We start from the raw sequence: 12,136 nt of genomic DNA on the forward strand, positions 1-12,136 counted from the left end.
GCACTGACTTACGGCGCGCCGCATTTCCCGCTGGCCGACCACTACAACAGCACCGAAGGCGAGGAGTGGATGTACGGTCGCGGTGCACATGGCAAGCTGACTGATAGCGGCGATTGGCGCGAAGACATCGACCTGCAGAAGCATCGGTACATGCTGGAAGACACCCGCCTGGGCCTGTCCTTCCTGGTTTCCGTCAGCCGCTGGGCCGGTGTGCCGACCCCTGTAGCGCAAGGCCTGCTGAGCATTGCTTCGGTCGTCGCTGCACGTGACCTCTACGCCGAAGGCCGCACCCTGGAAAACCTCGGTCTGTCCAACCTGAGCCGAGCGCAGATGACCGAGCTACTGACCAAGGGCTACAACTGATGAACGCCGCGCTGCCGCAAGTCAGCGTGGTCGGTGCCGGCCGGATGGGCGAGGGCATTGCCCTGGCGTTCATCCATGCGGGCCTGCCGGTCAACCTGATCGACATCAAGGACCGTGACGAAGACGCGCGACGGGTTTACTTCGAGCGCGTGCGGAACAATATCCGCAGCGAGCTTCAAATGCTGGTACACCTCGGCGTGCTCCAGATGGAACAGGCGGACATCGCCCTGTCCCGGGTGACGGTGCAATCCAAATCCCAGGCAGTGGCGACGTTGCACCAGTGCGACCTGGTGTTCGAAGCGGTGCCGGAAGTCATCGCGGTCAAGCAGGAGACCTTCGCCTGGGTCAGCGAGCATGCCGCGCCGTCGACGATCATCGCGTCGACCACATCGACCTTTCTGGTCACCGAGCTGAGCGAAATGGTCAGTGAGCCAAAGCGCTTCGTCAACGCGCACTGGCTGAATCCGGCGCACCTGATGCCGCTGGTGGAAGTCAGCCGTAGCGAAGCGACCTGCCCGCAGGTGGTCGAGCGGCTGCTGCAATTGCTCAAGCAGATCGGCAAGGTGCCGGTGGTGTGCAATCCGGTGGCCGGCTACATCGTCCCGCGCATCCAGGCACTGGCGATGAACGAAGCCGCACGGATGGTGGAAGAGGGCGTGGCCAGCGCAGAAGATATCGACACCGCGGTGCGCGTCGGCTTTGGCCTGCGTTTCTCGGTGCTGGGCCTGCTTGAGTTCATCGACTGGGGTGGCGGCGACATCCTCTACTTCGCCTCGCGCTACCTCAGTGGAGCGCTGGACCCGCGTTTCCAGTCGCCGCAGGTGATCGCCGACAACATGCAAAACGGCCGCAATGGCTTGCGCGACGGCCAGGGTTTCTACGACTACCGCGACATGGACGTGGAAAGCTACAAGCAGCAACGTCTTGGCGACTTTGTGCGCAAGCTGGAGTTGTCGGGATTGACGCCCGCTTTCGATGGCGCCTTGGGGCAGGCCTGAGCATCAGGGCCCGGATGTCGGGCCCTGACGTCCATCCGACTCGCTCGAGAAAGAGATGCCCGTCGTTGCAATAAATTCAGTATTTTCGACGCGGTACCTATCGATTAACCGCTCGTCACTCTCCCTCATCAATTGTTTGAACATACGTTCATTTCTTCCTGACAGATAAGTCTGAGCAGACGAAATATTTCTTTCGTTTTGCTAATGGGAGATCTAAATGAAAGCCATCGTTTACAACGGCCCGCGTGACGTGAGCGTGCAAAATGTCGCCGATGCCAAAATTGAAAAGCCCACAGACGTTCTGGTTCGAATTACTACGACCAACATCTGCGGTTCAGATCTGCACATGTACGAAGGACGTACATCAATGGAGACAGGACGTGTATTTGGACACGAAAATCTCGGTGAGGTGATCGAAGTCGGCGCAGGCGTCGACCGAGTCAAGGTTGGGGATCGCGTTTGCCTGCCGTTCAACATCGGCTGTGGCTTCTGCGAAAACTGCGAGAAGGGCCTGACCGGTTTTTGTCTGACAGCCAACCCCGGTAGCGCAGGGGCTGCTTATGGATTTGCAGAGATGGGCCCCTATCAAGGCGGTCAGGCTGAATTGCTCCGCGTGCCTTACGCAGACTTCAACTGCCTGGTGTTACCCGAGGACGCGCAAGAGCGTGAGGACGACTACGTCATGCTGTCCGATATCTTTCCAACGGGTTGGCACGCCACGGAGTTGGCCGGTCTTTTACCGGGTGAGAGCATCACCATTTATGGTGCCGGCCCGGTCGGTCTGATGGCCGCACACTCAGCGATGATCAAAGGCGCCTCCCAGGTTTTCGTGATCGACAACCAACCTGACCGATTGAAGCTGGCGGCTCAAATGGGCGCCACGCCCATCAACTCGCTGGAGCAGGAAGCGGTGGATCAGATTCTCAATCTGACCCATGGCAAGGGCACGGATCGCGGTTGTGAATGCGTGGGCTATCAGTGCTGCGACCGTCATGGCCACGAAGCCAATCACCTGACCATGAACAACCTCGTCRCATCGACCAAGGCCACCGGTGGGATCGGTGTCGTCGGTGTATTTGTGCCGGAAGATCCGGGTGCCAAAAGTGACCTCGCGAAGCAAGGGAAAATGGCCTTCGACTTCGGGGCTTTCTGGTTCAAGGGGCTGCAGATCCGAACCGGGCAAGCCAACGTCAAAGTCTACAATCGCCGCCTGGCTGAACTCATTCACCACGGTCGTGCCAACCCCGCGCAGATCATCTCCCATCGGCTGAAACTGGCTGAAGGGCCTGACGCCTATAAGCACTTCGACGCCCGTGACAATGGCTGGACAAAAGTTGTGCTCAAACCGGCAGCTTGAAGTTGAAACCCAATGCCTGCGCTGGCTTCGCAAGAGTCGGCGCAGTTCACTAAGCGTGATAGCTGTCTCCTTCCATTGAGATGCACGAAGCGCTACTGGTGCATTGCGTGATTCAAGGTCGGAAGAAAAAGCAGACGCCAGACTAAGCTTTCGCTTGTCTCGGGATTCCGAGTTTGTAGAGAGGCAACCGATGCCCGAAAAACGAAAAAAGAAAAAAGGGGACGGATTTATTTTCCGATTTATTTTCCAACGCAAACACCAGACGCTATATGAACAGCGGGTAGGCCAGGAAGGAAACCATGACAACGCACAAATTAACCATTGAAGACTTGCAGTTGAACGTTTCAATCCGCGGCGAAGGCTCCCCGCTGCTTTTACTCAACGGCCTGGGTGGTTTGATCCGTACCTTCGATCCCTTGCGCGATGAACTGGTGGACTACAGGACCATTACGTTGGACGTGCCCGGGGTCGGCAAATCGCAAATGCCGCGCTGGCCGATGCGTCTGCCGCGCCATGCCGACCTGATCGCCGAGATGCTCAAGCAATTGGGAATCGACCAGGTCGATGTGTTCGGCGTGAGTTGGGGCGGTGCATTGGCGCAAGAATTTTCCCTGCGTTACCCGAGCATGGTGCGCCGGCTGATCCTCGCGGCGACCTCGGCCGGCCCGGCGATGCTGGTGAAGCCCGCCGACATCCTGGATTTTTTTGGCAGGAGCAAAAGCGCCAGACTGCGCAAGCAAGAAGGCTCGCGCAATTCGATACAGACGCTGCTGCGCTTCGGTGTGGTGAACGGCATGCTCACGGTCAACCCGCGAACCTATTACCACCAACTCACCGCCTTGGTTGGCTGGACCAGCCTGTTACGGCTGTTCCGTCTGCGCCAGCGCACACTGATCCTCACCGGCGAACACGACACCCTGGTGCGGCTGTACAACGCGCATATCCTGCGCCGCACCATTCGCCGTGCCGAACTGCACGTCCTGCAGGGCGAGGGGCATTTTTTCGTGGTGACCAGCGCCAGGCGAACCGCCGAAGCGATACGCGAATTCCTCTGCCAGCAGCACGAGGATGAAGAGTCCGCGCCGATGATCGCGAACGGAATGTTCAAGCCACGCCTGCTGCAATCCGATCGGAATTGATCGCTGATGTTTGCTAATGGACTTGCCCAAGGTCGTGCAAGCCCGCTAGCAGGCCGTTGAAAACGTAGGCGAGGCAGGCAAGACAAAGCGGACAGCGGCCAAAAAAAGGGGACGGTTTTATTTTCCAGTAGGTGGCGGAATAATAAATCTGTCCCCTTTTTACCGATGAGTACCAAACAAACCCGACAGCAGGGCATCGGAACAAAGTCCCGGCTCTGATCCCGTAGCTACACTCTACGACTTGACTTGACTCTGCGGAGACAAAACGATGCGAGCCTACCTACAGCATGTGCGGTTGCTCTCTCTCAGTTTGGTGTTGGGCGTATTCGCCGTCCCGCTGCACGCCGCACAATCCCCCGCCGACCCGCCAGCGGCGCAATTGGAGCCCAAGGCGCTGGATATTCTCAAGGCCATGAGCGCTCGCTTGACCAGCACCCAGGGCCTGAGTTTCAAAGCCGTTACCACCTACGAAAAACCCAGTCGGCTGGGGCCACCCCTTACCTATAGCTCGGTGGCGCTGGTCACTGAACAGCGCCCGGATCAGCTGCGTGTCRTGACCTCCGGCGATGGTCCGGCCACCGAGTTTTATTACGACGGCAAGCAAGCTTATGCCTTTGAGCGCAAAGACAACCTGCTCGCCCAAGTCGATGCGCCTCCTACCATCGATGCGACGCTGGAGGCCGCTTACCAGCGTGCGGCCATCTATTTTCCATTTACCGACGTAATCGTCGCTGATCCGTATAAGGACTTGTCCACGGATATGCGTGTGGCGTTCTACATCGGCCAGTCCACGGTGGTCGGCGATACCACCACTGATGTGATCGCTTATGCGAGCGACAGCGTGTTCGTCCAGGCTTGGATCGGTACTGAGGACAAGCTCCCGCGCCGGTTGCGCGCAGTGTTTCTCGATGACCCGTCCCGATCCCGGCATCAGATCGATTTCAGTGACTGGAAGCTCAGTTCGGCGATGCCTGCGGCGTTCTTCAAACCCGAGAATATCGAGTCGGCGCACCGGATCACGTTTGCCCCGCCCCCCGCCCTAAGCGCCCCACAAGGCGTTAAAGAGCCCGTTACAAAACCCTGAACGAGGAGGTTGAATCATGAACAGATCTACCTTGAAGTTCGCCGGCCTGCTAATCGCCGTGCTGATGTGTAACGAGGCGGCAGCCTGGTCGCGGGCTTCGGCTTGGGGGCATTCATACGGCGGTGGTGGCTCATGGAGTCACGCTGGACGTTACGGCTCGGCGTCGGGCGGTGATGGTAGTTGGAGTGGCGAAAGCAATCGCGGCGGCACGGCCTCGGGCGGTGAGGGGAGTTGGAGCGGTACAGGCTATCGCGGCGGTTCAGCCTCCGGTGGTGAAGGGTCTTGGCACGGCACAGGTGCCGAAGGCGGAACGGCTTCCGGCGGAGAGGGTGCCTGGCATGCACAAGGTGAAGATGGCGCCACCGCAGCTGGCTATCACGCGGATGGTTATGGCACGACCGCTTATCGTCCGCCTGTCTATGGTGCGAGTGTTTATCATCCAGTCCCGTACGGGACTGCCTACTATCATCCGCCCACCGCTGTCATTGCCAGCAGTGGTTGCTACAACTGTGGTTATAACGAAGGAGTTAACCCGGCAGCCGCAGCTGCGGCAGGTGTGGTGGTGGGGGCCGCTGCCACGACAGCGGCAAACCAGAAAGCCAACAGTAACGCCTACGGGGCAGGCTATAACGCGGGCATGGTGGCTTCCGCACCACCGACAATGCCCATGGGCGCGACGTTTGTCACCCTTCCTTCCGGGTGTGAATTGAGAACCGTCTCGCATGGCACGTATTACCAGTGCGGCAACTCCTGGGTGCGACCTGCCTATGGTGCCAACGGTGTTTATTACACCGTGGTGCCCATGCCGTAGCCGGGCGCTCGCTGTTCATTGCAATGCCTTACGAGCTCGACCGTGTTCACGGGGGCGCCCGCACCTGTCCTGATTTCAGGACTAGACAGCCGAGTACCGCAAAGCGCACCAAGGGTGGCGCGTGCCGCTGTCCATCTAATCAGGAAGGGTTTCAGACATTGCAGGCAAGCTGTCGAGAAACGCGGCAATCTGCCAAGTGCCCCGCAAATGCACCGTAGGAATTTGCGGGCCTATGGCCAAGCGCACAGCCTCGATACCTGGACGGTAGCCACGATCGAAATTCCACACGAAACTCAGAAAGGTCAGGAACGCCCGGTCGAGCTTCTCTGTACAGCCTGCGGCAAGGTCAGGGCGAGGGCGGTTCATTACGCTGCGCATGATCACCCGGGTTAAGCAGGTGAGCCGCGGCGTATCGAGCCAGATGATCAAGTCGGCACGGGGCAGGCGAAGATCGAAGGTACATCGGGCATAGTTGCCTTCACAGATCCACGCAGCCGGTGCGATCGCTTCGCTGACACGTGTGCGAAATTGCTCAGCGTCGGGTTCGACCCAGTCGGGCCCCCAGAACAGCGTGTCCAGGTGCACCACGGGCAAGCCAAGGCGTATACCGAGTGTGCGGGCGAGGGTGGATTTGCCGCTACCGGCATTGCCCAGGATTACAATCTGTTGCATGGTCGGACTTCCTGTCGCGAAAAGCCGGCAATTGTGCAGGTTTTGGCGCATCAGATAAAGGCTGAAGTGGGGCGACCGCGCCACATGTGATTATTTAAATAGAATATTTTTCGGCAGTTCTCTAAGGCTATGAAAAGGACTCACTAAGCGAATAACCGTACCGTTTATTTGATTGATCTTTCCTGACCACGCTAGCGAGTATATTTCCTTTAAATCATTTTTATCATCCTCGGTAAGCTGGCTGTCGCGGCCGTAGTTCATGATCGATACAGGGTTTTGAGATCCGAAGGGTACTGAAGGGTTATCTGTTTCTTTCTGAGGTGCGAACCAATGCCGAAGACCAAATACATGACCCAGTTCATGAATCAGCGTCTCGATCTGCTCAGTCTKGTCTTGTTTGAATAATGTTGGATATATCACTAAGTCATGACGGCCAGCGTCTGGAAAAAAAGCACTGGCCAAAACACAACCCATGGTATTGCACCGCTCTACGTCTTGTATAACTATCTGAAAATCCCACGCATCATCATTTTTGGTGAACTTCACTGGCGCTGCGTCTCCCCAAGCCTGTAGGGCGAGCGAAAACAACTCTTCGATTTTTTCCTTGGCCTCAGTAGGCGACTCAAACCTGGCCATCGACTGTTCTTGGAAACGCCACCTAAGTATTGAGCCTTCCCGCCAAAGGGGAATGAAACCCTCAGAAGCATTTAACTGTAGTTCCGCTGCGTTACGTTTATAGCCGCGAGATTCTGTATCGCAAACGATATTTGCATGCTTGCCGAAAACATGAACCTTTGACTTCATAATGAGATCATCCGGTTCAGCGGGCTTTAGACGAAACGGGGCGGGTAATGATTTGCTGCTTTTAGAATGGAGGGGATCTTTTGACTTGCTCATGAGCGGCTCCATGCACTTCGAGGTGCTGATCAGCAAAAAAAGGACGGATTTATTTTCCCTTTAAAATTGTCTGGTGATTTCATTCAAGATCCGATCCTGGATTTGAGAACTTGGTCTCTGGCGATAAGCCACTGCGAAAAAAGCAACGTCTTCGTAGTCGCAGCGAATCGAAACAGTCATACCTTCGCGGAACCCAAAGACTGATACTTCTCCTGCATCAACAAAATATCTCGCTTTTGTAAGAGCCGCTCTGGCGTGCCTCAGGCAGTCAGTTTGGTTGAGCGAGTGTCGTACCCAACTAGTGGTTACACGCACAGACGAAGTTTCGCTGTCATCAATAGGTGGTTGAATAACTTCGTTAGTTGGTGTTTTATCACTGGTGCAGGCGGTCAACCCCAATGAAATAACACTAAGTAAAAAACCAACACGGAGTCTCGAATGTTTAAGTTGATTTCGCATCGTGGGACGTTCCTGTGACGATGTGCAATAAATGAAGTGGCAGTTACTAATGTAATAGCGGATTTCTGGTTTTTTGCTACCTGTATTCGGTGAATGCGACCAATGGTCGTGCGTAGGCCCGTCATTTGGTTTTCTAGAGTTTTATGCTGACTAACCGAGCGTATTCAGCTTTAACATATAAGAGATAGCTTCAAGCGGGTGTTCGTTTTTTACACGGTACGGTGCATCTATAAGTAATGTGTTGTATTAAGTCGGGAAACTCAATCAGGCCGGATTTTACTAAATAGTTTCAAGTGTCATAACGTGCGATTTGGCGGCTATTCAGCGGGAGCAAGCTCCCTCGCCACAGGTTATTCATCGTTTGATCTATCTATTTCCATAAAAACGGGACGCTCAGCGTCCCGTTTTTTTTGGGCTATGACGATCCACTCAACCGCGTTTACCCAGCGCCGTCTCAGCCGCCGCGATTGCGCCTGGCACCGGACGATCATGTCCATCGTGGTCTGGTGGTGAGCCCTGAAAATTAATGACGTAAACATCAATATTGAAATGTCTCTCAATATTGAATACCTTGACCCTGCTTGACGATGAGACCGGCGCGCCTCACGACTTCAATCACAACAAGGGCTCGAGATGAACAACAACAAGAAAATTTCCCAATTGCCTCCCTCCGCCGTCGACGTGCTGGTCGTCGGTAATGGTCCGGTAGGTGCAACAATCGCGGCGCTGCTGGGTCGCTATGGGGTGACGACGCTGGTTCTGGACAAGACCCATGAGGTCCTACTGATGCCTCGTGCCATTGCTCTGGACAACGAGGCGCTGCGCATCCTGCAGCTCGCCGGTTTGTCCGAAGACGCATTCGAGAAGATCGTTATTCCTGAAGTGAGGATGCACTCACCGCTACTGGGGCAATTTGGTCGAGCCAACACTGAGGGGTGCATCGATGGCCATCCGAAACTTGTAAYGTTCTATCAGCCCGACCTCGAACACGCCGTGCGCAGTCAGGTCTCCCGGCTGAAGTCAGTGACCAGTCTGGGTGGTTTCGAGCTTGAGAGTCTGGTCGAAGAGTCGGATTGCGTTGTCGCCTCGGTACGGGATCAGAATGGGCAATCGCATTCTGTTCGCGCCCAGTACCTGGTCGGTGCGGATGGCGCGAGTTCCAGGGTCAGGGCAATGATTGGCCAGGAGTTCGAAGGGCAGACCTATGCGGAGGATTGGCTGATTGTCGATGTCATGAACYGGCATCAGTCAGCGATTGATCACATTGAGTTTCTCTGTAATCCGCAGCGCCCAACGCCGCACATGCCCGCACCCGGCGGAAGGGAGCGTTGGGAGTTTATGCTGCAACCCGGTGAATCCCGTGAAGAGCTCGAAACCCCGGAAAGCATTGCCCGGCTGATCGCGCCATGGATCAACCCGCAGGAGTTGCAAATCGAACGCAAGGCGGTGTATCGATTCCACGCGCGCTGCTGCAACAAGTTCAGCAAGGGGCGCGTTTTTCTCGCCGGCGATGCAGCACACATCACTCCCCCTTTTGTCGGGCAAGGTCTCGTAGCGGGACTTCGAGACGGGGCCAACCTTGCGTGGAAACTGGCGTGGGTCCTTCGTGGCCATGCCGCGCCTGCAATACTCGATACCTATGACGCAGAGCGCCGTCCCCACGCCCAGGCAATGATCAACCTGGCGAAACTCATGGGCCGCATGGTGATGCCCAAGAACAAGACCGCCGCATTCTTGATCCACGGCCTGATGCGCATGCTGGCTTTGACTCCCGCGACCAGGCGGTACTTCGAGCAGCTGGACATCAAGCCGAAGAACACCTTCAAACACGGCCTGTTCGTGCAGCATCGTCGGGGCGACAAACTGGTACGTGGCAGCCTGTTTCCCCAAGCCTGGGTTCGCACCCTGCAAAAGCAGATCAAGCTGAGCGACGATGCTCTAGGAGACAACCTGGCCCTGGTGGGATTCGGTGTTGACCCGTTGTCGTTGCTGACCACTGAGCAGATCGTTTCCTGGGAAAAAATGGGCGGTCACTTCCTGGAGGTCAGAACACGCGGGCAACGCTCCGGCGGCAGCTGTGATTTCATCGAAGACATGAACCATGACATCCTGCCGCTGGCTGCTAAAGGAACGCTCGTCGCAGTTCGCCCCGACCGTATCATCATGCATCATGCCCCGGGCGCAGAGGCAGGCAGTCTGCTTCAAGACTGCAGGGGCTTGCTGGTTGGCAAAGACGCCACTCCTGATAGCGTTTCCGTTACCATCAACGAGCCCCCTAGATTACGAGCTTGATCATGCATTCCCCCATTCCTCCTTTAGAAGCGACTGCGCCAGAACCTCTCACGAGAGGCMACAAGAAGCGTGAACGCACCCGTCGCGGCTTGATGGACGCAGCATTGCGGCTGATCGCGCGTAAGGAGGTGGGGGAGATCGCATTGCTTGAGGTCGCCGCGGAGGCAGCGGTATCCAACGGCACCATCTACAACTATTTTCGGACTCGCGACGAAGTGCTCGAGGCGGTGGGCATTGCCATGGCTGCCGAGTTCTCTGATGCCATTTCCGATTTGAACTCAGACGTGCAGTGCGGTGCGCAGCGGCTTTCGATCGGCGTACGTATGTTTGTTTGTCGAGCCGCCGCCGACCACCAATGGGCGAATGCGCTGCTGCGCATCATCCATTTCGACCAGGCAATGCGCTCGCGTTTGGCCGCCCATGTACTGGGTGATCTGCGCGAGGGGCTGCGTGCGGGGACGTTTGCTTATGTGGACGAAGGGGTTGCCCTGGACATCGTTCTGTCGTGCACAACCGGAGCAATGCGCTCGGTTGTCGAGGGCCGTGCGGGGGCGGAGCACGATTTGCGGGTCGCAGAAATGGTGCTCCAGGCTCTTGGCGTTACGCCTGCCAAAGCCAGGAAAATCGCCGGAAAGCCGCTTCCTACCTGATCTGATGTCACCCTCGATTGACGCGCGAGCCCTATAATGAACATGCGTGTTCATGTGTTCTGCTTAATAAAGCCTCTAAATTAATCTTAAACCTTAATTTTCTCGGTCATAACCGAGTATTTCGTCATTTATTTTAAAAACGTTGTTGACGGTTACTGAACACAGGTGTTCAATCGATCCATGAGGTAATCCTGGAGAGAGAACCGTGGAATCCCTGAATCCAACACAGCGCCGTATTCATCAAGCCGCCTTTCGCCTGTTCGCTGAAAGAGGCACCTCACAAGTGAACATCCTCGACCTCGCACAAGAGGCAGGGGTGGCACGCGGTACGGTCTATAGCAACATCGACAGCATGGAAAGCCTGTTCGAGGCGGTCGCAAGCCAGCTTGCGAAGGAGATGCATGAGCGCGTCAACAAGAGCTTCGATTCACTGTCCGATCCCGCTCAACGTCTTGCCAATGGCATTCGTCTGTTCATTCGTCGAGCTCACGAAGACTCCCAATGGGGGGCGTTCATACACAAGTTCGCCATGAGCAATTCTGCGTTGCGCGAAATGTTCAGCAGCCAGGCGACTACAGATCTGCTGAGCGGGCTCTCGGCTGGTCGATACAGGTTCCAGCAGGAGCAATTGCTCTCAGTACTGACGCTGATATCGAGCAGCGTTCTTGGCTCTATTTTCCTGGTACTGGAAGGTCACAGAACCTGGCGCGAATCGGGTTCTGATACCGCTGAGCTGGTGCTGCGTGCCTTAGGTGTACCACCCGAGGAGGCACGTGCGCTGGCGACCATAGAGCTGCCGACACTTCCACCTCTCGACTGAACTCATAACTGATCTAACTTAACGCCCCTGGTTTTTCAGGGGTTAGGGACAGCTTTGCCCAAAAAAACCGGAAAACAACAACAATGAACACCAGAATTGAATTGCACCGGTTGGCGACACAACAACCTGCCCGGCATCCACAGCCGACGGTGCAGGCCCAGGATCTGACGCACCTGATCTTTCAAAGACCGGACTTGAATGAGGCGGCGCGTTTCCTGACCGACTTCGGCCTGACGGTCAGTCGGCAGGATGCCGATACGCTCTATCTGCGGGCCACCGACGCCACTGCATACTGTTACCGCGTCCAGCGTGCCGAACATGCACGTTTTATCGGGTTCGGACTTGCAGTGCAGTCTTTGGATGATCTGGAAAAACTCACTCGAATCCCAGGGGCGTCATCGGTAGAAAAGTCGGAACATCCTGGCAAAGGGTATTGCGTCAGATTGACCGATCCTTCCGGTTTCATTGTGGAAGCCGTTTGCGATCAGACTCCAAGTGCAACGCTTGAACATCGAGCGCCTCTTCCCTGGAATCTGGCGCAGGAGCAACCGCGAGTCCTCGTCACGCAGCGTCCGCCGCTTGCTCCCCCTGAAG

13 protein-coding genes are annotated in these 12,136 nt (G+C 56.3%); 10 read left to right on the forward strand and 3 right to left on the reverse strand.

Annotation, left to right across the window (positions count from 1 at the left end; translation table 11 throughout):
• The 6 genes from AC1DSG_RS20520 to AC1DSG_RS20545 form a co-directional block, all read left to right on the forward strand.
• Window positions 1-363 (forward strand): NAD/NADP octopine/nopaline dehydrogenase family protein (locus AC1DSG_RS20520; RefSeq protein ID WP_477792518.1); only part of this gene is annotated, 363 nt, incomplete at its 5' end.
• Window positions 363-1,361: a 3-hydroxybutyryl-CoA dehydrogenase gene (locus AC1DSG_RS20525; protein ID WP_477792519.1), complete on the forward strand. Its 999-nt coding sequence runs from the start codon at window positions 363-365 to the stop codon at window positions 1,359-1,361. The genes AC1DSG_RS20520 and AC1DSG_RS20525, both read left to right, overlap by 1 nt.
• Before the next feature lie 217 nt (window positions 1,362-1,578).
• On the forward strand, window positions 1,579-2,718 hold the full coding sequence (locus AC1DSG_RS20530; RefSeq protein WP_477792520.1) for a glutathione-independent formaldehyde dehydrogenase: 1,140 nt from the start codon (window positions 1,579-1,581) through the stop codon (window positions 2,716-2,718).
• 299 nt (window positions 2,719-3,017) lie between these two features.
• The gene (locus tag AC1DSG_RS20535; RefSeq protein ID WP_477792521.1) at window positions 3,018-3,857 is read left to right on the forward strand and encodes an alpha/beta fold hydrolase; all 840 of its coding nucleotides are present in this window, start codon (window positions 3,018-3,020) and stop codon (window positions 3,855-3,857) included.
• A gap of 268 nt (window positions 3,858-4,125) precedes the next feature.
• Complete coding sequence (locus tag AC1DSG_RS20540; RefSeq protein WP_477792522.1) at window positions 4,126-4,941, forward strand: DUF2092 domain-containing protein; 816 nt, start codon at window positions 4,126-4,128, stop codon at window positions 4,939-4,941.
• A gap of 16 nt (window positions 4,942-4,957) precedes the next feature.
• Entirely contained in the window at window positions 4,958-5,752 is a 795-nt protein-coding gene (locus AC1DSG_RS20545) for a hypothetical protein (protein WP_477792523.1), read from the forward strand.
• Window positions 5,753-5,887: 135 nt separating this feature from the next.
• Here AC1DSG_RS20545 and AC1DSG_RS20550 read toward each other — a convergent pair whose 3' ends face one another.
• The 3 genes from AC1DSG_RS20550 to AC1DSG_RS20560 all read right to left on the reverse strand — a co-directional run bounded on the left by AC1DSG_RS20550 (window position 5,888) and on the right by AC1DSG_RS20560 (window position 7,780).
• A complete protein-coding gene (locus AC1DSG_RS20550; protein WP_477792524.1) occupies window positions 5,888-6,424 on the reverse strand; it encodes a P-loop NTPase family protein in 537 nt (178 codons plus the stop codon).
• A gap of 90 nt (window positions 6,425-6,514) precedes the next feature.
• Window positions 6,515-7,321, reverse strand: a complete 807-nt coding sequence (locus AC1DSG_RS20555) for a matrixin family metalloprotease (protein WP_477792525.1) — start codon at window positions 7,319-7,321, stop codon at window positions 6,515-6,517.
• A 60-nt stretch (window positions 7,322-7,381) separates the two neighbouring features.
• Complete coding sequence (locus AC1DSG_RS20560) at window positions 7,382-7,780, reverse strand: hypothetical protein (protein ID WP_477792526.1); 399 nt, start codon at window positions 7,778-7,780, stop codon at window positions 7,382-7,384.
• Between the two features lie 633 nt (window positions 7,781-8,413).
• Here AC1DSG_RS20560 and mhpA point away from each other — a divergent pair.
• The 4 genes from mhpA to AC1DSG_RS20580 form a co-directional block, all read left to right on the forward strand.
• Entirely contained in the window at window positions 8,414-10,072 is a 1,659-nt protein-coding gene (gene mhpA / locus AC1DSG_RS20565; protein WP_477792527.1) for a bifunctional 3-(3-hydroxy-phenyl)propionate/3-hydroxycinnamic acid hydroxylase MhpA, read from the forward strand.
• Window positions 10,073-10,074: 2 nt separating this feature from the next.
• Window positions 10,075-10,722, forward strand: a complete 648-nt coding sequence (locus AC1DSG_RS20570) for a TetR/AcrR family transcriptional regulator (protein WP_477792528.1) — start codon at window positions 10,075-10,077, stop codon at window positions 10,720-10,722.
• Between the two features lie 205 nt (window positions 10,723-10,927).
• Window positions 10,928-11,542: a TetR/AcrR family transcriptional regulator gene (locus AC1DSG_RS20575; RefSeq protein WP_477792529.1), complete on the forward strand. Its 615-nt coding sequence runs from the start codon at window positions 10,928-10,930 to the stop codon at window positions 11,540-11,542.
• A gap of 83 nt (window positions 11,543-11,625) precedes the next feature.
• Window positions 11,626-12,136 (forward strand): VOC family protein (locus tag AC1DSG_RS20580; RefSeq protein WP_477792530.1); only part of this gene is annotated, 511 nt, incomplete at its 3' end.

This window comes from Pseudomonas sp. P5_A12, assembly GCF_056400685.1.